General features: G+C 37.8%; 18 protein-coding genes. 11 read left to right on the top strand and 7 right to left on the bottom strand.

Features of this window, described 5'->3' with window-relative positions:
• Positions 1-27: 27 nt before the first annotated feature.
• Positions 28-723 carry an SIR2 family NAD-dependent protein deacylase gene (locus ACSVH6_RS05425; protein ID WP_438076339.1) on the bottom strand — a complete coding sequence of 232 codons (696 nt, stop codon included), beginning with the start codon at positions 721-723 and terminating at the stop codon, positions 28-30.
• 237 nt (positions 724-960) lie between these two features.
• Here ACSVH6_RS05425 and ACSVH6_RS05420 point away from each other — a divergent pair, with 237 nt between their 5' ends.
• Complete coding sequence (locus tag ACSVH6_RS05420; RefSeq protein WP_438076337.1) at positions 961-1,626, top strand: TrmH family RNA methyltransferase; 666 nt, start codon at positions 961-963, stop codon at positions 1,624-1,626.
• Between the two features lie 4 nt (positions 1,627-1,630).
• Here the strand turns inward: ACSVH6_RS05420 and ACSVH6_RS05415 are convergent, their stop codons facing one another.
• The 3 genes from ACSVH6_RS05415 to ACSVH6_RS05405 all read right to left on the bottom strand — a co-directional run bounded on the left by ACSVH6_RS05415 (position 1,631) and on the right by ACSVH6_RS05405 (position 5,161).
• On the bottom strand, positions 1,631-2,398 hold the full coding sequence (locus ACSVH6_RS05415) for a carboxypeptidase-like regulatory domain-containing protein (RefSeq protein WP_438076335.1): 768 nt from the start codon (positions 2,396-2,398) through the stop codon (positions 1,631-1,633).
• A 173-nt stretch (positions 2,399-2,571) separates the two neighbouring features.
• A complete protein-coding gene (locus ACSVH6_RS05410) occupies positions 2,572-4,449 on the bottom strand; it encodes a DEAD/DEAH box helicase (RefSeq protein ID WP_438076333.1) in 1,878 nt (625 codons plus the stop codon).
• A 142-nt stretch (positions 4,450-4,591) separates the two neighbouring features.
• A complete protein-coding gene (locus tag ACSVH6_RS05405; protein WP_438076331.1) occupies positions 4,592-5,161 on the bottom strand; it encodes a non-canonical purine NTP diphosphatase in 570 nt (189 codons plus the stop codon).
• 214 nt (positions 5,162-5,375) lie between these two features.
• On the opposite strand from ACSVH6_RS05405, the gene ACSVH6_RS05400 reads away from it, so the two are divergent.
• The 3 genes from ACSVH6_RS05400 (at position 5,376) to ACSVH6_RS05390 (ending at position 10,745) form a co-directional block, all read left to right on the top strand.
• Positions 5,376-7,757 (top strand): 7TM diverse intracellular signaling domain-containing protein, encoded by a 2,382-nt coding sequence (locus ACSVH6_RS05400; RefSeq protein WP_438076329.1) that lies wholly within the window; start codon positions 5,376-5,378, stop codon positions 7,755-7,757.
• A 73-nt stretch (positions 7,758-7,830) separates the two neighbouring features.
• Positions 7,831-9,090 (top strand): aminotransferase class I/II-fold pyridoxal phosphate-dependent enzyme, encoded by a 1,260-nt coding sequence (locus ACSVH6_RS05395; RefSeq protein ID WP_438076328.1) that lies wholly within the window; start codon positions 7,831-7,833, stop codon positions 9,088-9,090.
• A gap of 146 nt (positions 9,091-9,236) precedes the next feature.
• Positions 9,237-10,745 carry a redoxin domain-containing protein gene (locus tag ACSVH6_RS05390; protein WP_438076326.1) on the top strand — a complete coding sequence of 503 codons (1,509 nt, stop codon included), beginning with the start codon at positions 9,237-9,239 and terminating at the stop codon, positions 10,743-10,745.
• Positions 10,746-10,747: 2 nt separating this feature from the next.
• On the opposite strand, the gene ACSVH6_RS05385 is transcribed toward ACSVH6_RS05390, so the two are convergent.
• Positions 10,748-11,131, bottom strand: coding sequence for a hypothetical protein (locus ACSVH6_RS05385; protein ID WP_438076325.1), 384 nt, complete (start codon positions 11,129-11,131; stop codon positions 10,748-10,750).
• Between the two features lie 77 nt (positions 11,132-11,208).
• Here ACSVH6_RS05385 and ACSVH6_RS05380 point away from each other — a divergent pair, with 77 nt between their 5' ends.
• Positions 11,209-11,397 carry a hypothetical protein gene (locus ACSVH6_RS05380; RefSeq protein WP_438076323.1) on the top strand — a complete coding sequence of 63 codons (189 nt, stop codon included), beginning with the start codon at positions 11,209-11,211 and terminating at the stop codon, positions 11,395-11,397.
• Between the two features lies 1 nt (position 11,398).
• On the opposite strand, the gene ACSVH6_RS05375 is transcribed toward ACSVH6_RS05380, so the two are convergent.
• Positions 11,399-13,006, bottom strand: coding sequence for a class I SAM-dependent methyltransferase (locus tag ACSVH6_RS05375; protein ID WP_438076321.1), 1,608 nt, complete (start codon positions 13,004-13,006; stop codon positions 11,399-11,401).
• 116 nt (positions 13,007-13,122) lie between these two features.
• Between ACSVH6_RS05375 and ACSVH6_RS05370 the strand changes: the two genes are divergently transcribed.
• From ACSVH6_RS05370 to ACSVH6_RS05355, 4 genes are read left to right on the top strand one after another with little or no spacing between them, the layout of a single operon-like run.
• Positions 13,123-14,229 (top strand): GyrI-like domain-containing protein, encoded by a 1,107-nt coding sequence (locus ACSVH6_RS05370; RefSeq protein ID WP_438076319.1) that lies wholly within the window; start codon positions 13,123-13,125, stop codon positions 14,227-14,229.
• Between the two features lie 58 nt (positions 14,230-14,287).
• Positions 14,288-14,830, top strand: coding sequence for an RNA polymerase sigma factor (locus ACSVH6_RS05365; RefSeq protein WP_438076317.1), 543 nt, complete (start codon positions 14,288-14,290; stop codon positions 14,828-14,830).
• A gap of 7 nt (positions 14,831-14,837) precedes the next feature.
• The gene (locus ACSVH6_RS05360) at positions 14,838-15,275 is read left to right on the top strand and encodes a hypothetical protein (protein WP_438076315.1); all 438 of its coding nucleotides are present in this window, start codon (positions 14,838-14,840) and stop codon (positions 15,273-15,275) included.
• A gap of 4 nt (positions 15,276-15,279) precedes the next feature.
• On the top strand, positions 15,280-15,741 hold the full coding sequence (locus tag ACSVH6_RS05355; RefSeq protein ID WP_438076314.1) for a sensor of ECF-type sigma factor: 462 nt from the start codon (positions 15,280-15,282) through the stop codon (positions 15,739-15,741).
• A 27-nt stretch (positions 15,742-15,768) separates the two neighbouring features.
• On the opposite strand, the gene ACSVH6_RS05350 is transcribed toward ACSVH6_RS05355, so the two are convergent.
• The gene (locus tag ACSVH6_RS05350) at positions 15,769-16,821 is read right to left on the bottom strand and encodes a WD40/YVTN/BNR-like repeat-containing protein (protein ID WP_438076312.1); all 1,053 of its coding nucleotides are present in this window, start codon (positions 16,819-16,821) and stop codon (positions 15,769-15,771) included.
• A 136-nt stretch (positions 16,822-16,957) separates the two neighbouring features.
• Between ACSVH6_RS05350 and ACSVH6_RS05345 the strand changes: the two genes are divergently transcribed.
• Positions 16,958-18,220, top strand: a complete 1,263-nt coding sequence (locus ACSVH6_RS05345) for a hypothetical protein (protein ID WP_438076310.1) — start codon at positions 16,958-16,960, stop codon at positions 18,218-18,220.
• A 145-nt stretch (positions 18,221-18,365) separates the two neighbouring features.
• Complete coding sequence (locus tag ACSVH6_RS05340; RefSeq protein WP_438076308.1) at positions 18,366-20,339, top strand: KUP/HAK/KT family potassium transporter; 1,974 nt, start codon at positions 18,366-18,368, stop codon at positions 20,337-20,339.
• Positions 20,340-20,421: the final 82 nt, after the last annotated feature.

Below are 20,421 nucleotides of genomic sequence, written 5' to 3'. Positions count from 1 at the left end.
AGTTATGGCGTATGAGTGGGCAGTTTTTTAAAGCAAATAACGCAATTTTTCTTTCAGATAAGGAACGCCTTCGGTGGCTGTCATCGGGATGATTTCTAATGGGTTTTGCAAATCGTAAATGGTGGCCGGCTTTGGATCGATGTAAAAAACAGGAACAGCACTATGAGCATAATGCATCAAACCTGCTGCAGGATACACCTGAAGTGAAGTGCCAATTACAGCTAAATAATCTGCTTGTTGTGTGATACTTACCGCTTTCTCTAAAGCAGGAACCATTTCGCCAAACCAAACAATGTGAGGACGCAATTGAATTCCTTGGGCATCGGTATCTCCAATGTGCAAATCGGCAGTCCAATCGAGAATTTGATTGGGAGGATTGCAGTCGCTACTCACTTTGAGTAATTCGCCATGCAGGTGCAATACCTTGCTGCTTCCCGCCTGTTCATGCAGGTTGTCTACATTTTGGGTAATGATGTGTACCTCAAAATCTGCTTCCAGTTCGGCTAAGGTATAATGCCCCTGATTGGGACTGACTTCCTGTAGTTGGCGGCGACGCTGGTTGTAGAAATCCAATACCAAGGCTTTATTTTGAAGCCAACCGTCATAAGAAGCCACTTCCATCACATCATGACCTTCCCACAATCCTCCAGCATCACGAAAGGTTTTGATGCCACTTTCCGCAGAAATCCCGGCACCGGTTAATACGACTAATTTCTTTTTCATCAGGATGAATTTTACTTTCAAAAGTATCAATTTTAGGCTAACTCTGTTGTTCGCCAAAGGCATTTATGGCACTATTTGAAGTCTTACCGCAATGTTATGGCACTCTAACAGCACTCTAGCGGCAATCTAGCAGCACTCTAGAGGCAATCTAGAGAAATTAAAAGAGTCTGTTCCTTTCTTGTAGCGTGCTATTTGTTCAGGAGTAGACAAATTAGTATTTTTGGCAAAATGACTACCGTGATTGATCTTAATTATCTTGCTTACCTCGAAACATTCCTAACGGATAATCGCAAAGAGCGATTTGCCGCTGTATTAGCCAACCGAACCAATCATTTTACCATTGCCATGGAAGATGTATACCAACTACACAATACCAGTGCCGTGATGCGCAGTTGTGAAGTTTTTGGAATACAAGAATTGAATGTGGTGGAGCAAAAATTCGGGAAGCGCATTGACAGTGAAATTGCCATGGGCGCTCAAAAGTGGGTAGATGTCAACCGGTTTTCCAACAATCAGAATTGCATTGATGCTGTAAAGGCCAAGGGCTATCAGATCATTGCCACTACCCCTCACAATGATTCCTGTATGCTGAGTGATTTTGACATCAGCAAACGTTCGGCTATTTTTTTCGGTACCGAAAAAGCCGGGCTATCGGAAGAAGTGCTGGCACAGGCTGATGGGTTTATTAAAATTCCGATGGTAGGCTTTACGGAGAGTCTGAACATATCGGTATCAGCTGCCATTATCATACAAGACATTACTACACGTTTGCGTCAGTCAAACGTAGCCTGGCAACTTTCGGAAGACGAGCTTTTGGAAAAAAGATTGCTTTGGGCAAAGAACTCGATAAAAGACATTAAACGCATTGAGGAGCGTTATTATGCGGAAAAAATGAACCAATAACCGTTTAGTTTTTCTTCAACACTTTATACTGCTCGTAGCATTCGCTGATGGCATCCATGATTTGCAGGTCATTGGCCGTTTGGATGAAAGATTCGGAATAGTTACACCGTTGGAGGATTTCGGCAATTTCCTTTTTATCTACCCCCAGCAGTACTGCAATGGTTTCGCGGTCAAACTTGGACTCCAACAGGTTGCGAACGGTGTCATCCTTTTTCATCTGTTTGAGTTTCTTGAGTTCCTTAGGTTTTTTGCCAAAGAAATTATACAGCATATCGGCCGGATTGAAGATGGAACCCAACACACGTGAAAAAGCATTGGGAGAGCTCTCCCCTGCTTCATAGCCTTGGGGTAAACCGGAGATGCTGTAACGGTAGTTTTCTTTTTCAGGAATTAATTTGGAATCAATTTCGAGGTAACCCGTTAAATCGTATTTTCGCACGATTACTTCTTCGAGGGCAATGGCTTTTTCAGTCAGCATGATTTTGGCCGTACCGTTTTTGAGCCAGTCGTTGGTTACTCTGATACGCAGTGATTGATAGCCTAATATGGTGATGTGTAGAGTATCGCTGACGCTTACTTCTAATTCAAAAAAGCCTTTGGCATTGGTTACTGTACCTTTTACTTTGTTCACATTAATGACGTTGGCATTGGCAATAGGCAATAACGTATTGTCATTAATAACGGTTCCGGTTACCTTTTGAGAAATGGGATTATCTTGTGCCAGCGCAGTAAAAGAAACTAAAAATAAAAGTAAAAAGGCGAAATATTTCATAGCATATTTGATGGTTTAAAAGTATGAAACTCTTTTAAGATATAACAGCCTTTGACGAGAGAATTAGAATAAAATTAACAAATTGAAGTATATACCTCAAAAAACTCCGTTTTCACCTCAAATGTTAAGAGAAAACGGAGTTTATATTCTATACTGAAAGTACGTTTCAGCGATTAGCTTCTTCTGGGTCTGCGGTTTTTAGCAGCTTCAAAAGAACGTCCTGCCGGTCTTTCATTGTGATCGGATGAACGTCTTGGTGCTCTTTCCTCTCTTTGAAAAGAACCCGGTTCTCTTCTTGGTCGGTCTGAACTTCTTTCGCTTCTAAAACCACCTTCTTTTCTCGAACCGAAACTTCCGCCACTTCTTCGTTCACCTCCAAAGTTTCTGTCGCCTCTGAATCCGCCACTGTTTCTTCCGTTGTGGTCGCGTCTTGAGCTGCTTCCGCCATCATTTTTAGAAATTTCTACGTTGATGCGACGACCGTTTAAATCGTAACCGTTTAGGATAGACATTACTTTATCCGTATGTTCTCCATCGGTGTTGAAGAAAGAGAATCCTTCTTTTACATCTACTTTGAATACGTCATCACGACCTAAATCTAAGGTTTCTTTTAAGAAGTCTTTTAATTGCATCCAATCGAAATCATCACGTGATCCGATGTTTACAAAATAACGTACCGGGTCACCCGCTCTTATTTCTCTAGGCTCCGAACTTCTTTCACCTCGGCTGTCACCTGATAAATCACGTTTCTTTTTGTAGTATGCAATGAATCGGTTAAATTCTACCGAAACCATTTTCTTGATTAATTCTTCTTTAGACAAACCGTCCAATACTTCATTGATGGCCGGTAAATAATTGTCTATTTCGTGGTCTACTTCGGTATCTTTGATTTTATTGGCTAAGTGCAACAATTGGATTTCACAGATTTCGATGCCGCTTGGAATCGTTTTCTCTTCAAACTTTTGTTGGATGATTTTTTCAATCGCATGGATTTTACGTACTTCACTTTTGGTAATAATTACGATAGAAGTCCCTAGTTTACCGGCACGACCTGTACGGCCCGAACGGTGGTTGTAGGTTTCGATTTCATCCGGCAATTGGTAGTTTACCACGTGTGTTACGTTATCTACATCAATACCACGGGCAGCTACGTCTGTGGCTACCAACATTTGGATTTGACGACCGCGGAACGACTTCATTACCCCGTCACGTTGTGCCTGGGACAAATCGCCGTGCAATGCCGCTGCATTGTAACCGTCTTCGATTAACTTTTCAGCTACGGCCTGCGTATCTCTTTTGGTTCTACAGAAAACTACTGAGAAAATGTCGGGATTGGCATCGGCCAATCTTTTTAAAGCTTCATAACGATCACGAGCATTTACTACATAAAATTCGTGAGATACTGTTTTAGAACCTGAGTTTTTATGCCCTACCGTAATCTCTGCAGGATCCGCCATGAATTTCTTAGCAATGCGAGCTACTTCAGCCGGCATGGTTGCTGAGAATAACCAAGTGTTTTTATCATCAGGAGTATCTGATAATATCGAAACGATATCGTCATAGAATCCCATGTTTAACATCTCGTCTGCTTCATCCAGAATACAGTAGTTGATGTTTTTAATGTTGACAAGACCACGATTAATCATGTCCTGCATTCTACCGGGTGTGGCCACAATGATTTGGGCGCCACGTTTTACCTCTCGGGCTTGTTCTGTAATGCTTGCACCACCATAAACTGCCACTGTATGTAAACCCTTTACATATTTTGAGTATTGTTTAATTTCGTTGGTGATTTGTAAGCAAAGCTCACGCGTTGGTGATAAAATTAATGCCTGAGTACTTCTGTCATCGGCATCAATTTTTTGAATTAGCGGAAAACCAAAAGCTGCCGTTTTCCCTGTTCCTGTTTGTGCTAAAGCTACTAAGTCAGTGTTTTGTTCCAATAGTACCGGAATCGCTTTTTCTTGCACTTCTGACGGATTCTCAAATCCTAGATCCTTGATCGCCAGCAGTAACGATTCATTCAGACCTAATTGTTCAAATTTATTCATATTGTATTTTAAATTGGGTGCAAAGGTAGTCTATAAATACCACATACCCTAATTTAAAATTAACTGAAAATCAATAAATTAAACTATTTAACGATTTATTCACAATCAAAAGATGTTTAACAGGCCTATTTTTGAGAATTTTTTATTGCAAAAAAGAAACCAATTGACTGACCGCTAAACCGCGATGACTGATAGCCGACTTCTCTTCTATTGACAATTCAGCAAATGTTTTTTCATAACCATCCGCTACAAAGATTGGGTCATAGCCAAAGCCATTGGTTCCTCTTTTGGTATCGATAATTCTCCCTTTGACAAGGCCGGTAAATAAGGTTTGCTTTCCGCTTAAATTCAAAGCAATTACCGTTTTAAAATGGGCGGAGCGGTTTGGTTTGTCGGCAAGGTTAGCCAATACTTTATTCATATTATCCTCTGCATCCCGCTGTTCACCGGCATAGCGGGCGGAATACACTCCGGGTTCCCCATTGAGGGCCTCCACTTCCAATCCTGTATCGTCCGCAAAGCAATCATAACCATATTTTTCGGTAACATAATTGGCCTTGAGAATGGCATTCCCTTCAATAGTATCGGCAGTTTCGGGGATTTCTTCCAAGCAGCCTATGTCTTCGAGGCTGAGAATATGGATGGAATCCGGCAATAACAATTGTATTTCTTTGATTTTGTTTTGGTTATTGGAAGCGAAAACGAGTTGCATTTTGATACCTTAAATTATTTGACTGCAAAGATGAAAAGAATATTAAAATAAAAGAATTCCTATTCATAAAAACAATTTGCTCTTTCTTCTTAAGCCATAATTTCACTTGTAAAAAAGAATGATTTACAAATTTAATCATAACATTTTCTCGATTTTGGGAATTGTTTAATCCATATCGTTTTTATATTCGTAAATAATACCACAATGATGCCCCATGAAAAAACCAATTACATTACAAAATTGGAATATTTTGTTATGCCTTACAGGCTTATTTCTTTTACTGTCACAAAATATTTCAGCACAATTCATTTTACAAAAAGAAAATCTTACCGATAAAATATCCATTCATAACAAAGCCGAATATGTTGATGTTGGCTTACTCAATATTTCTTTGGAACAAGTAATGCATTCAAAAGCGCTTGATTTCAAACCCATGCCTAATGAAAATACCGATTTTGGGTTTACTACGCACCATTTTTGGATTCGATTTCAACTTAAAAATACTACCGATGAAGAATTGTTTTACTTTTTTGAAACCGCCCGTCCCATTACAGATGTTGCCGAACTGTACACCCTAAAATCAGACCGTCAAGTCACTAAGTATGTTAGTGGAGATGCTATTCCGCTTGCTAAAAAAAGCTTTGACCATCGAAAGACAATTTTCAAAATCGGATTGAAACCAGGCGAAATGCAACAATTTTATCTGCACGTTAAAAGCGATGGAGAGATGCTCACCATGCCTTTAGTGCTCCATAGTTTTGAAGGGTTGATGAAAATCACTTCGTTTGAGCAATTCGTCTTTGGGTTGTTTTACGGAATCCTGAGCATCGCCGCCATACTCTATATGTTCTTTTTCTTTGGTATGCGCGATAAAACATTTCTTTATTACAGTTCTTATGTAGTTTTTATCGGGTTGTTGCAATTTTCTGTTGACGGTTATTTCCATGAATTTATTACACCACAGTCGGGTTGGTTGTCTTTGCATTCTGTCATTATTTTTGCAACGGTCGCTAATTTTTTCTTAGGCCGTTATGCCCAGATATTCTTAAAAATAGAAGTATACAGCCCTTTCATCAACAAGGTATTTTATGTTTTGTATGGGCTGGATTTACTACTATTTCTTTCCTTACTTTTCATTCCGAAAGTTCTTTCCTTATCCTACCCTATTGCCAATGTGCTGGGTTTGATCTTATTGCTTTTAATCATCGCTTCACAGGTAGTGATTTATGTTAAAACCAAAGCTATTGATCGCTTTTTTACCATTGGCGTATTCTTTCTCATTTGTGGTTTTGTTGTTTTTATTTTGAAAAACTTCAGTCTGCTACCACAGACTTTTTGGACAGAAAACGGCTCTAAACTGGGAACCGGACTGGAAGTGATTTTTCTTTCGCTATCGATGGCAAACTTAATACGGAACTTAAAAAATGAACGGGAAGAACTGCAGACTTTAGCTTTACAGCGTTCGGAAGAAATGAATGAATTGAAATCTTATTTTTTATCCAACATCAGTCACGAGTTGCGAACACCCTTAAACGCCATATTAAGTTTAACTGATGCTACAGCCAACGAAACCGATACCGCAAAAATCAAATCGAATTGCAATATCATCAAATACTCTTCTCAAAGTTTACTCAGTTCGGTAAATGACATCCTGGATTTTTCCAAAATTGAAAAAGGTGAGCTTAAATTAGAGCGACATCCGTTTGAGCCGGTCAAAATTTTAGAACAAATCAAAAGTAACGCCGTTCACATTGCTCAAGATAAAGATCTCAAAATTAAGTTTACTATTGCTGAAAATTTTCCGGAGCAATTGCTGGGTGACGCTATCCGGTTTGGCCAAATCACCAACAACATCATCAATAATGCCCTCAAGTTTACTCAAGAAGGTCATGTGAATATACAACTGGACTGGGAGCAAATCAATGAAACTACTATTACCCTTTTGCTGGAAGTAAAAGACACCGGAGTCGGAATTCCGAAAGAAAAGATGAACAGCATCTTTGATTCGTTTTCACAGGAAAGTATTAATAACAAACGTAAGTTCGGTGGTCTTGGGCTTGGCTTGTATATTGTAAAAACATTAGTTGATATGCATAAAGGGAAAGTCGATATTCAAAGCCAATTGGGCATTGGAACTTTGTGCAAAGTAGCTCTGAATTATGAATTGGTAAAAACCGAAAAGAAAATCGTTGCTGTTGTCCCAACAGAAGATTATGATTTAAAAGGCAAGCGCATTTTGGTGGTGGAAGACAATGCCATGAACCAAATGGTCATCAAAATGATTACTAAAAAATGGTTGAATACAGTAGTGGAATTTGCCAACAACGGTGAGGAAGGCGTTAATCAATTAAAGACTCATCCGTTTGATATTGTTCTGATGGATTTGCAAATGCCGGTCATGGACGGTTATGAAGCTACAATCGCCATTCGAAACGGAGATGCGGGCGAAGAAAACAAGAACATTCCCATCATAGCGGTAACTGCCGATGTGATGGAAAGTACCAAAGAACGAGTGTTTGAAATAGGAATGAATAAATATTTATCAAAACCAGTTGACAAAGATTTGCTTTTTGAAAACATTAAATCATTAGTATAACTATTTGCTGAATACGATTAGGAGTAAACTAAATTTATCTTTACTTTTGCCTCGTTTTTAAATACACTTTACCATGGTAAAAGATTTATTCGAAAGAATACAAAACAATAAAGGCCCACTGGGAAAATGGGCTTCACAAGCAGAAGGCTATTATGTATTTCCAAAATTGGAAGGCGAATTAGGGCCGAGAATGCAGTTTCACGGAAAGAACATTTTGAACTGGAGTCTGAACGATTACTTAGGTTTGGCTAACCATCCGGAAGTACGCAAAGCCGATGCGGAAGCAGCAGCACAATATGGTGCGGCTTACCCTATGGGAGCTCGTATGATGAGTGGTCATACAGATGCTCACGAACAATTGGAAAGAGAGTTGGCGGAATTTGTCATGAAAGAAGCGGCTTATCTTTTAAACTTCGGATATCAGGGTATGGTTTCCATCATTGATGCTTTGGTTACCAAGAACGATATCATAGTGTATGATGTAGATGCACATGCTTGTATTATTGACGGCGTGCGTTTGCATATGGGAAAACGTTTTACCTACAAGCACAATGATTTGGAAAGTATGGAGAAAAATCTCCAGCGTGCCACTAAAATGGCTACGGAAACCGGAGGCGGAATTTTATTCATCACCGAAGGTGTATTCGGAATGCGCGGACAACAAGGCAAGCTGAAAGAGATTGTGGCTATGAAAGAAAAGTACAATTTCCGTATGTTGGTTGATGATGCTCATGGTTTTGGAACGCTTGGTAAAACAGGTGCCGGAGCCGGAGAAGAGCAAGGGTGTCAGGATGGTATTGATGTGTACTTTTCTACTTTTGCCAAATCGATGGCGAATATCGGTGCTTTTGTAGCCGCAGACAAAGACATTATTGATTACTTAAAATACAATTTGCGTTCACAAATGTTTGCCAAAGCATTACCGATGATTCAAACTGTAGGATCGTTAAAACGTTTACAAATGTTGCGCACGATGCCGGAGTTGAAAGACAAACTTTGGGAAAATGTGAATGCATTACAAAACGGGTTAAAAGCAAAAGGGTTCAACATTGGTGACACCAACACCTGTGTAACGCCGGTATATTTAGAAGGCTCTATTCCTGAAGCCATGGTAATGGTGAATGATTTAAGAGAAAACTATGGTATCTTCTTGTCTATTGTAGTTTACCCGGTAATTCCAAAAGGGATTATATTGTTGCGCATGATTCCTACCGCTTCGCACACTTTGAATGATATTGAAGAAACGCTTACGGCTTTTGATGCCATCAGAGAAAAATTAGTAAACGGAACGTATAAGAAAATTGCCGAAGCTACTACGGTTGATGTTTCTTAAAAAAATAGCCCCCCTTTATCAAAGAGATACTTCACCGTATCTCTTTTTTTATTTTTAAGGAAACTTTAAAAATTTAAGATTCGTTTTATTTTAAAAATACGCTATTTTTGAGCCTCATCACCTCAAAGATTATAATAGATTTGTTTATGAAAAAAGGATTACTGAGTTTCATTATTTGTATTGTTTCTTTCTGTGCCAATGCCCAATCGGGGTATGAAATCACCATCAATCTGAAAAACTGCAAAGATACCCTGGCCTATCTTACCTTCTACCAGATGGATAAAACCATGATTAAGGATACCTGTACCACCATCAAAAACGGTAAAATTGTTTTCAAAGGAAAAGGAAAACTGGACAAAGGAATTTATTCATTGGTAAGCCAACAAAAATCTATTTGTTTTGACTTTTTCATTGATGATGCCACACAAAAACTGGAAATTTCGAGCGATGCCGCTCCTGATAAAATCATCAATGAACTCACGGCGGTAAACAATCCCAGAGAGAATACTTTTTTTGAGTATGTCAGATTCATTACCAAACAAAAGAGAGATTTTCAGGAATTGAAACAACGAACTATTCTTAAAACCAAAAAAGACACTCTTGATTTTAATGAGAAACAAGCTGCATTGGAAAAGACCATTAATACCTTTGAAGAAAAGTATTTGGCGGAAAACAAAGGCACATATATTGGGGATGTCTTTAACCTGAAGGTTGAAAAAGTATTAAAAGAGATTCCTAAAGCCTCCAACGGTAGGCCTGACAGTTTGAAAGTATACCAATACTATAAAGACCACTACTGGGAGAACGTCAATTTTAAAGACGACGGTATCATGCGAAATCCGTTCTTTTTCAATAAACTGAAAAAATATTTCACGTCTTTGGTGCCGGTACACCCTGATTCTGTTAGTGTTGAAATAGATAAAATCATGGCGAAAACGGTTCCCGGGACTATACTCAACAAGGTCTTGCTTGCGCATTTCACGTATACCTATGAAACCTCGGAAATAATGGGATTTGATAAGGTTTTTGTGCACATGTCTGACCAGTACTTTAAGACCGGAAAAGCCGTAGGAGTATATGAAGATGAAAATATTGCTAAAATCATCAAACGAGCAGACAAACTAAAACCGTTGCTGATTGGGGCACCTGCTCAGGAATTATACATGATTAAGGCTGAAGACTTTGACAAGATGAAAGCCATGGGCTTTGAAAACGCAAAGAACAGTGAAGAAATGACAAACGTGTTTTATGCCCATCAACAAGAGGTCAATAAACTGTTTTTGAAATTGAGTGACGTCAAAGCCAAGTACACTTTATTAATTTTTTGGGATGTAGATTGTAGTCATTGCCAAAAAGAAATTCCGAAGCTTCTAGACCAATACAACGAGCTTATTAAACAGCATAAAGACATCAAAGTATACAGTGTTTACATGCAGCATGAAGGTGAGAAATATTTAAAATACATTGCCGAACACAAGCTTCCTTGGATTAATGTTTACGATGGTGCTCACTATAACAATGCTATTGAAAAATACGATGTATACTCTACTCCGGTGTTTTACCTGTTAGACCAAAACAAAGTAATCAAGGCCAAACGCTTTGGAGCAGATCAATTGGGCAAAATTGTGGAAACAATAGAGAAAGAAACGAAATAAGATTATTTGAGAATCTCTTCAAAACTGGGTTTAAAGTAGTTAGGCCCTTTCATCACTTTACCGTCTTCGCGGTAAATCGGTTTACCGTCGTGACCCAGTTTGCTCATATTGCTGCGTTGGATTTCGTCAAACACTTCTTCAATTTTGTGTTGCAATCCGTGTTCTAAAATAGTGCCGCATAAAATATAGAGCATATCGCCGAGCGCGTCTGCAATTTCAATTAAATCGTTGTTTTGAACTGCTTCAAGATATTCTTCGTTTTCTTCTTTCATCAAATTGAAGCGAAGTAGGTTTTTTTGTTCTCCTAAGTGTGCAACCATTTCATGGCTTACGCCTAAACCGAATGCGGTGTGAAATTCCTTTACTGCGTTGAGCTGTTTTTGCATTTTGTTTGTAATTTATTCTTGCTGCAAATTACAACTTTCCAATGCAATTGAGTAAATTTGTTGAAAATTTGAAATAAATGTTCACAACCGGTCAATGGACTTTTGCGGTACTGTTTTTTATAGCTTTTGTCATCGCAACTTACTTTGCTTACGGCAAAGACAAAGCCCTACATCAAAAAGTATACAAAGGAAATTATAAAGTGCTGATTGCCTTTTTGTTGTTTATTGCTTTATTGTTTGTCATAAAAGTAACGATGAAACATTAAATCATCTGCCTTTTAAAAGATTAACACTCACCGTAGCCAAGTCAGAATTGGGAAACTTAGTGAATACTTTTTCATCTGAAAACAGTCCCACTTCAGCAGCTATTTTATGTAATACTTCAATCTCTACAATGTATTGGTCGGAAAAACCGTGGGTAGCATCATAAGCTGTAGCCGCAGTTCTCCCAATGGCATTGGCGGTTAATTCCGGCGCTATCGTATGAAGTTCAATCAACAGTAAGCCGAATTTATCAACGAATGGAGCCCATTTTCTTAAATGTTCCAACAAATTATCCTCTACTTCTGCATTGCTAATCCGTTGACCGCGGTGTGCAAAAGCACCCGAAGAAGTACTGATTCGGTTTGGCGTCCTATTAACCGGAGTCTCCCAAATGCGGTTATGATCTAAGAAGGTACGCACATTCAACAGCTCTTTCAAATCAATATTGTAATCTTCCTGCAACGTTTGAGCTAAAAGCTGTGGTCTTCCGATATCACCCCAAATTACTTTTGCCCAAATATCGGCCTTAATTAAATTGGCTCGTGTTACTTTGAGAGCGGCTTCGTTGTAATCCACCCCCACCAAAAACAATGGGTAAGCGTCGAGCATTTTCCCGCGATTGGTTTGGCGCTCAATTACGTCAAACATATGTTCTAAAAATGCCCCATTACCACAGCCCATGTCCAGAATTCCTTTGGGTTGTTCGGCTATGGGGCGATTGAACAATTCGATGATGATTTGATCTACAATTTTAAAGTACTCGGCATGAGCGCCGCCACTTCCCCATACGTTCATTTCTCTGTCCACATGCAATTCGGTTTCGTGCTCTCCTATATTTCTGAGGATTGCCGCGTTACCAAAAAGCAATTCATCCATTTTACGCAAAGTGGGTATATAAGAAACGGTTACACCATAGGCTGAGGCTCTTTTGGCATAAAACAAGCCGTTTTCAGTGAATTGGTAGTTTTCATTTTTCTTAATAAACCAACCCAGATAGGTTAGAAAATCGAGAATTTCTTTAAAGCATTCCGGATTTTTGTGAAACTCTTCAGGGCGGAAAGAGGTTTCCATAAAATACTTATGGAACATTCCTGTCATCCCGAGCATTACTATAGTTGGTCCAATCAAAATTCCTTCAATATGATATAAAACCTGCTGTTGTATTGAATGTTCATTGGGTTCATCCGAAAAAGAAATGCCGTATTTGGATTTGTATTTAGCAAACAAAGTGCTCAGCATTTCAAAGGGCTCTAATTCAAATTTTCGCGGATGAAAATGTTCTGAAAACTGCAATAGGTTGACCACGTCTTCATACAACGGAACCAGACTGAATGCGATTTCACTTTTGTCATTTATTTCAAAAGTGATTTGATCTTTTTGGTGGTCAATGTGTTGTAGAAGCCATCCTTGGGAGGCCAACACCCGGAATCCCACATTGAGATAGCCTTCATTAGCCTTGAACTTTTCGGTCAGTTCAGATAACGTAACTCTTTGTTGCTGTAAGATATACTGGAATACCCCTTTCTTATACATCGAGTACGCTACAGGAGCCGTTGTAATTCCATCTAAATGCCTGAATAAAATACCTCTCAGCTCGCTTGTTGTTTTCATTGCCAGTCAAATTTGAATCGATTCTAACAAATATATGCAATCTATAAATACCGTCAAGGAAATGTTTAGCGTGTTATTAAATTCATAACTTTGTCCTACTTAAAATCATTGCTTTCATGAGAATTTTAAAATATATTTTCTTGTTGTTGCTTTTGGCACTCATAGGAATTACTGTTTATGTTACCACCCAGAAAGGGAGTTTTGCAGTATCGAGAAGCAGCATCATAAAAGCACAGCGAAGCACCGTATTTGACTACATCAATGATTACAGAAACTGGGAGACTTTTGGTTCCTGGATGACGAAAGATAATACCTTTACCTTTGAATATGCCCCGAAGACTATTGGAGCCGGAGGCTCTTTCTCTTGGAAAAACGGATCTGATTTCGGCAGCCTTAGAACCTATTTTGTAAAAGAGAATGACAGCATTGCTCAAAAAGGACATTACAACGGAACTTCCTCTTCTCTTTATTGGACTTTTAAAGATACCATTGGCGGTACAAAAGTTACCGTACATAGCAAAGGCGAGATGGATATCTTTACCAAAATCACTACTTTCTTCAAAGGAGGAATGACTTCAGTATTGGATGACATTTGTGAAAAAAGCCTTCGCAATTTGGACAAAACATTGGATTATGAGATGAAAACCTATACGATCAAAGTCAATGGCATATCTCAAAGATCTTCAGGTTATTGTTTGAAACAAACTGTTTCCTGTAAAATAAAAAGTCTTTCCAAGAACATTAAAATTATGATGCCACGGATGGTTCATTTTTTCAAGAAGAACAAAATAGCCATGGCCGGTAAACCTTTTGTACTCTATGAACGTTATGACAAGGCTAATGATTTCGTAACTTTTTCAGTAAACATTCCTACTGTTAAACAAGTATTTGTGATGCCCGGAAGCGATGTAGAATCGGGTGAGATAATGGCCTTCACTTGTCTAAAAACCACTTTGATTGGTGACCATTCCCATACTCAGGAAGCTTGGGATAAAGCTAAGAGATATATTGCAGATAATGGATTAAAGGAAAATGTTGCTGGGAAATATACCGAAGTTTACCTAAAAACCATTGATGATGTAAAGCAACCCTCCAAATGGATTACCGAAATTTACATTCCTGTTTTTCCAAAAGCTGTGGTTACAACATCCCCTGCAACTCCTAACCTGCAAACTGCTGTGCCAATTACGACACCCAACACTGATTCTGCGAAAACACCATAACTCTAAGGTCGGATTAAACCTTTTCTGTTAACTTTATTCCAACCGTTAAATTTTCACCTTGCAAGAAGAAAAGGATTTCATTCAAGACTTGTTAAATCCGAAAACGCAGAATGTTGCGTTTCAAAGACTCCTACGCGAATACCAAAGACCATTATACCATCACATACGAAATATTGTTCTAAATCACGATGATGCCGACGATGTGTTGCAGAATACATTTATCAAGGTGTTTCAGTACCTGAAGGATTTCAAAGGTGAAAGTAAATTATTTTCGTGGATGTATCGGATAGCCACAAATGAAGCTATCACCTTCATCAACCAGAAAGCCAAACGAAACGGAACTACCAGTGAAGCTTTGCAAAGTAAAGCCATTGATAATTTAAAGGCAGACCTTTATTTTGATGGAAATGATATACAGATTAAATTGCAAAAGGCCATTACTCTTTTACCGGAAAAACAGCAGTTGGTTTTTAAAATGAAGTATTTTGAAGAACTCAAATACGAAGAGATATCAGGTATTTTAGGGACTTCGGTTGGTGCATTAAAGGCATCTTACCACCATGCTGTCAAAAAAATTGAAGATTTTATGAATACCAATTAAACCTTTATTGAAAAGAATTGTCAAAAAGAACATGAAAGAATTCAGATTAGATAATGAACCCAAGATTACCTCAGGATTTACAATGCCTGATGGGTATTTTGATTCATTTGAAAAAAGACTTTTAACACAGTTACCAAAGCCCAAAACCAAGGTTATTTCCTTTCTTGGAAGAGCAAAAACATGGTATTTCTCTGCAGCAGCTGTTCTGATTTTACTGTTGTCCGTTCCGTTATATAATAATTATAAATTGAACCAGGAGGAGATTGATGCTGCAACTTTAGAAGATTACATTGCTTCCCGCTCCTCCATTTCTGAAGAAGATATTGTAAATTTATTGGATGAAAGTGATTTAGAAAAAATAAAATTAGATTTGAATCTGCAGGATAAAGACATCGAGGAAGTATTAGAATCGAACAACAATATAGAACAATACATTTTAGACTAAACCAATGACAATCAAAAAAATAATTCCGCTACTTATCGTATTTATTTCTCTGAACGCTATTGCTCAGGATGGTCCTTTTGCACGCAAGAAGAGAGAACAGATTAAAGCATTGAAAGTGGCTTTTATCACGAATGAATTGCAATTAACGCCTGATGAAGCTGCTAAATTTTGGCCTTTGTTCAATGCTTATGAAGACAAACAACAAGAAATTAAAAAACAAAGAATGAAAGGCTATCTCAACCGTATGGATGATGATTCTTTTGATAAACTATCCGACAAAGACGCTGCTGCCATGTTGGCCCAAATGGAAAACAATGAGGATGATTTGTATCAGGCAAAGAAAAAATTTATTACCAGTTTAAAAGGTATTTTACCGCCTGTAAAAATTTTGAAGCTCAAAAAAGCAGAAGAAGATTTCAATCGGAAATTACTACAACAATACCGCGATAAAAAGTTGGGTAAATAAGCACAAAGGGAATTCAGTAGATTCCCTTTATTTTTTGAATCTAATCCGGATGATTTTATCCTTCCCTGCTGCAAATGCTGTTTTTTCATCTACAAACCGAATTGTAAAAAGTGTCTTGTCTTCCGACAAGATTTTCCAACTTTTTCCTCCATCTGCCGAATAATGCAATCCTGTAGCTCCTACAGCAACCAATTGTTTTCCATTTGATTTCGGTACAAACTGAATGCAGGAAGCGTATCCAAAACCTGTATTCTCGGCTATTAATTGCCAAGTTTTTCCTCCGTCAGTAGTTATTGCTTTGTTTTGAAAATTCTGTTCCGGAACTTCATAATTTCCTCCGGCTACAAAACCTAATTGATCATTGTAAAAATCGGAAGTAAAAATCCCGGTCATGGCTTTGCCCTGAACGATTGGTGTTTCAGTGACTTGCCAGGTTACCCCTTTATCCGGAGAAAAAAACACTCTCGATTTTACGCCTCCGGATACTATCCATGTTTTGCTTCCTTTGATACAAATATTGGTATTACTGGCTGCAAATGCGGCCTCTCCCTCTGCCATTTTTGGTAACTCATTACAATTTATTTTTTCCCATGACCGTCCCGCATTTCTTGTAACCAGTATAGAAAGACAATTTTCGGTTGGATCACCAATGGCTATGCCTTCCTTATTATTCCAAAAATTCATACTATCATAAAAGGCATTTTTATGTGTTTCTGTATAGACTTTTTCCCAACTCAAGTCCAATTTATTAATTTTAAAAATAAAAGCAGGACTCCAGATGTTTGCTACAAATAATGCTTCTTTAGTCTGCGCAATACTTCGAAATTCAAGTTTTCCACTATCATTTTGAATTTGCTTTTTGATTAATTCGCCTGTCTTTATTGAATAATAACCAAAGTGATTATCATCCCCTGCATACCATAATTTATCATTATCTACCAGAATTGCCCGAATGCTTATTCTTTCCTTCAAAATAGTATCAATTGCTATTGATTGATACGGAATGACTTCGGTATGAAAAGAAGAAATATTATTAAACAAGCTGAATAAAGCAGAAAAAAAAAGAAAATAGTTTTTCATTGTGAATACTTGAAATATAAGCGAATATACACTTTTTGGTTGAGTTAAGTTTTAGTTAAATGCGTTTCAAAAAAATATTGTGGCACAGTAATTGGATATTCACCATAAAACTATTCAATATTAAAAAACGATACTTATGAAAACAACAATTTTATCTTTATCCATACTATCGATAATGAGTGTAACGAGTTTGTTTGCTCAGGACAGGACTACCGTTACAGCAAACAATTCAGAGATTAGCGATAATTTAGATTTGCGTGCCGTGGCTTCTATTTTTGGAGAATCATCCGATTTGAATGATTTTGAAAGAAGGCTTAACGATCCAAAAATTCAGATTTCCAATTTGGATTTGAACGATGACAACAAAGTGGATTATTTGAGAGTAATTGAAACTGTAGAAGGTAATGCCCACTTAATTGTAATCCAATCTGTTTTAGGTCGTGATACTTATCAGGATATTGCTACTGTTGAAGTACAGAGAGACCGAGATAACCGCGTACAAGTTCAGGTTGTTGGAGACGTGTACATGTATGGTGCCAATTACATTTACGAACCAGTATATGTAAGTACTCCGGTGATTTACGCTTCTTTCTGGATTGGGAATTACCGACCTTATTATTCCTCTTGGTACTGGGGTTATTATCCAACGTACTATTACGCATGGGAACCGTGTCCTGTATTTAGATACAGAAGCCATATTGGGATTTGTATCAACACCTACAACACTTATAATTATGTAAGTTACAGAAGATGTGAGGTCGCTTACAACTCCTACAGAGCTCGCAGAGGTTGCGCTTATGAAACCCGATACCCAAATCGCTCTTTCGGTGTCAGAAGCGGAGGTTTTGTGAATCGTTATGAATTAGATAAAACCAGAAACATCAGAACTGTGGGTACCCGAAATGAGTTGGTTTCCAATTCGCCGAGAAATAACGTTTACAGTAATGCTTCACCACGAGGTAACGGTAACAAAGATTTGTCAAGCCCAAGAGCAAATAGTCCAAGAGACTACGAGTCAAATGGCAATGGAAACAGAGATTTATCAAATCCTAGAGTTAACTCGCCAAGAAGTTACGAATCAAATGCATATGGAAACCGTGACTTATCTAATCCAAGAGGAAATTCACCAAGAAACTATGAATCAAATGGAAACAGTCCCAGAGTAAATTCTCCAAGAGCTGTTGAACCCAGAGAAAATAACAGAGCATATGAATCGCCAAGAAACAACAATACTCAAGCCAATTCACCAAGAATTATAGAATCAAGAAGCGTAAACAACAGAAGTTATGAATCGCCAAGAAATTCGGCTCCCAGAGAAATGTCAGCCCCAAGAGGTAATGGAAATAGTGTAGGAAATGGCATGGGCAGAGGAAATTCAGGCAACAGCAGAAGAAATTAATATTGTCATATAATACGTTTTAAATGTTAATAAAAATCATCACAACTCTTGTGGTGATTTTTTTTGTCAGTCCATTAAAAATAACCTGCTAAAAAAATAATTATTTTAAAAAAACAGTACATTTGTACCCTTTTAAGAAATATTTATGAGCGCTCATAATCACCAGCTTCACAGCAAACTTACCATAGGCGGATTACTGATTACATTGGGAATTATTTATGGTGACATTGGAACTTCTCCTCTATATGTGATGAAAGCTATAATCGGGCTACACCATGTTATCAATCCTGATATTATTTTAGGCGGACTGTCTTGTATCTTTTGGACACTGACACTGCAAACTACTTTAAAATATGTAATTATAACGCTTAGCGCAGACAATCACGGTGAAGGCGGAATTTTTGCTTTGTACGCCTTGGTAAAAAGAACCAAAATCAAGTGGCTGATTGTACCGGCTATAGTGGGGGGAAGCGCACTTTTAGCGGATGGAATCATCACTCCCCCAATCTCAGTCTCTTCGGCTGTAGAAGGTATAAAAACCTTTTACCCTTCTTTGAATACCGTACCTATCGTTATTGCTATTTTAGTAATTCTTTTTACCATTCAACAGTTTGGAACCAAATTGGTGGGTAAATTTTTTGCACCAATGATGTTGGTCTGGTTTGGGATGTTGGGTGTTTTGGGGATTATTCAAATTAGTGATAATCTTTCCGTGTTTCATGCGATAAATCCTTATTATGCCTACGAATTACTAAAAATTCATCCTGATGGTTTTTATGTTTTAGGCTTTGTTTTCCTTTGTACTACCGGAGCAGAAGCTCTTTATTCCGACATGGGTCATTGCGGGAGAAAAAACATTCGCATCAGTTGGATTTTTGTAAAAACCACTTTGGTACTAAACTATTTCGGGCAAGGTGCCTATTTAATCAAACATCAGGGTGACACCTTGTTCCATCTGGGCGGAAAAAATGCCAATCCTTTCTATTTGATTATGGAAAATTGGTTCCAGCCTATCGGAATCGTGGTCGCTACCATGGCCGCAGTGATTGCTTCTCAGGCGTTAATCAGTGGTTCATTTACTTTGATAAATGAAGCCATGCGATTAAGTTTTTGGCCAAAAGTTAAAATCAAATACCCAACGGATTTGAAAGGACAATTGTATATTCCTTCCATCAACTGGCTCCTGTTAGCGGGATGTATCGGAATTGTATTGCACTTTGAAGAATCAGGAAATATGGAAGCCGCTTACGGTTTGGCTATTGTTTTGTGTATGATAATGACTACTCTGTTGTTGAATTATTATCTGATTATGAAACGTGTTTCATGGTATTTCATTGCACCAATAATCTTATTGTATTTGACAATCGAATTTAGTTTTCTGATTGCCAATTTGGATAAGTTTCCACACGGAGGTTATGTCACTCTGTTTATAGCCTGCATCTTGATTGGCATCATGACGGTTTGGTATTTGGCTAAAAAAATCAGCAAGAACTATACTAAAATGGTCAAAATTGACACATACAAAAAAGTATTGGCTGAATTGAGTTTGGATCTTTCTATTCCTAAATACGCCACCCATTTGGTTTACATGACTAATTCGAACCGTGTGGACGAAATTGAAGAAAAGGTAATGTATTCCATACTCCAAAAAAGACCAAAACGTGCCGATATTTATTGGTTAATACACGTAAATATCTTGAGTGAACCTTATCGTAAAGAATACAAAGTAAACGAAATTATCAAAGACGATTTGTACCGAATCGACTTTTATCTTGGATTCCGGGAGCCTACCAAAATCAATTTGATGTTTAAAGAGGTTATTAAAGACATGGTAAAAAATGGCGAAGTGGACATTACCAGTCGTTACGAATCGCTCAATAAAAACAACATCATCGGAGATTTTAAATTTGTACTTTCAGAGAAGTTTTTGTCTAATGACAGCGATTTAACCTTCTTTGAAAAAATTGTGATGTATTCTTATTTCTTTATGAAAAAATTCAGTTTATCTGAAGAAAAAGGTTTCGGATTAGACAGTAGCTCTGTTAAAATTGAACAATTCCCGTTGGTTATTCATGCGCCTGAAAACATTGAAATGAAGCGCATCTTTTCGCAATACTAAATAAATACAATGATTTTAAAAGTATTCTTTAATTCCTTTTTATAAGGTTTTAAAGAATATTTTTTTTATCAGTAATCCAACT

Source organism: Flavobacterium sp. XGLA_31, assembly GCF_051547105.1.
Classification (GTDB): domain Bacteria; phylum Bacteroidota; class Bacteroidia; order Flavobacteriales; family Flavobacteriaceae; genus Flavobacterium.
The sequence above is the reverse complement of the archived record's forward strand: the minus strand, read 5'-3'. Positions and strand labels throughout refer to the sequence as shown.

What these genes read in the sequence shown, in the direction of transcription:
- ACSVH6_RS05405 (WP_438076331.1), bottom strand. Translation starts at nt 5,161, where the DNA reads ATGCAACTCGTTTTCGCTTCCAATAACCAAAACAAAATCAAAGAAATA.
- ACSVH6_RS05425 (WP_438076339.1), bottom strand. Translation starts at nt 723, where the DNA reads ATGAAAAAGAAATTAGTCGTATTAACCGGTGCCGGGATTTCTGCGGAA.
- ACSVH6_RS05410 (WP_438076333.1), bottom strand. Translation starts at nt 4,449, where the DNA reads ATGAATAAATTTGAACAATTAGGTCTGAATGAATCGTTACTGCTGGCG.
- ACSVH6_RS05385 (WP_438076325.1), bottom strand. Translation starts at nt 11,131, where the DNA reads ATGCAAAAACAGCTCAACGCAGTAAAGGAATTTCACACCGCATTCGGT.
- ACSVH6_RS05355 (WP_438076314.1), top strand. Translation starts at nt 15,280, where the DNA reads ATGACAATCAAAAAAATAATTCCGCTACTTATCGTATTTATTTCTCTG.
- ACSVH6_RS05395 (WP_438076328.1), top strand. Translation starts at nt 7,831, where the DNA reads ATGGTAAAAGATTTATTCGAAAGAATACAAAACAATAAAGGCCCACTG.
- ACSVH6_RS05375 (WP_438076321.1), bottom strand. Translation starts at nt 13,006, where the DNA reads ATGAAAACAACAAGCGAGCTGAGAGGTATTTTATTCAGGCATTTAGAT.
- ACSVH6_RS05370 (WP_438076319.1), top strand. Translation starts at nt 13,123, where the DNA reads ATGAGAATTTTAAAATATATTTTCTTGTTGTTGCTTTTGGCACTCATA.
- ACSVH6_RS05400 (WP_438076329.1), top strand. Translation starts at nt 5,376, where the DNA reads ATGAAAAAACCAATTACATTACAAAATTGGAATATTTTGTTATGCCTT.
- ACSVH6_RS05415 (WP_438076335.1), bottom strand. Translation starts at nt 2,398, where the DNA reads ATGAAATATTTCGCCTTTTTACTTTTATTTTTAGTTTCTTTTACTGCG.
- ACSVH6_RS05390 (WP_438076326.1), top strand. Translation starts at nt 9,237, where the DNA reads ATGAAAAAAGGATTACTGAGTTTCATTATTTGTATTGTTTCTTTCTGT.
- ACSVH6_RS05340 (WP_438076308.1), top strand. Translation starts at nt 18,366, where the DNA reads ATGAGCGCTCATAATCACCAGCTTCACAGCAAACTTACCATAGGCGGA.
- ACSVH6_RS05350 (WP_438076312.1), bottom strand. Translation starts at nt 16,821, where the DNA reads ATGAAAAACTATTTTCTTTTTTTTTCTGCTTTATTCAGCTTGTTTAAT.
- ACSVH6_RS05380 (WP_438076323.1), top strand. Translation starts at nt 11,209, where the DNA reads ATGTTCACAACCGGTCAATGGACTTTTGCGGTACTGTTTTTTATAGCT.
- ACSVH6_RS05345 (WP_438076310.1), top strand. Translation starts at nt 16,958, where the DNA reads ATGAAAACAACAATTTTATCTTTATCCATACTATCGATAATGAGTGTA.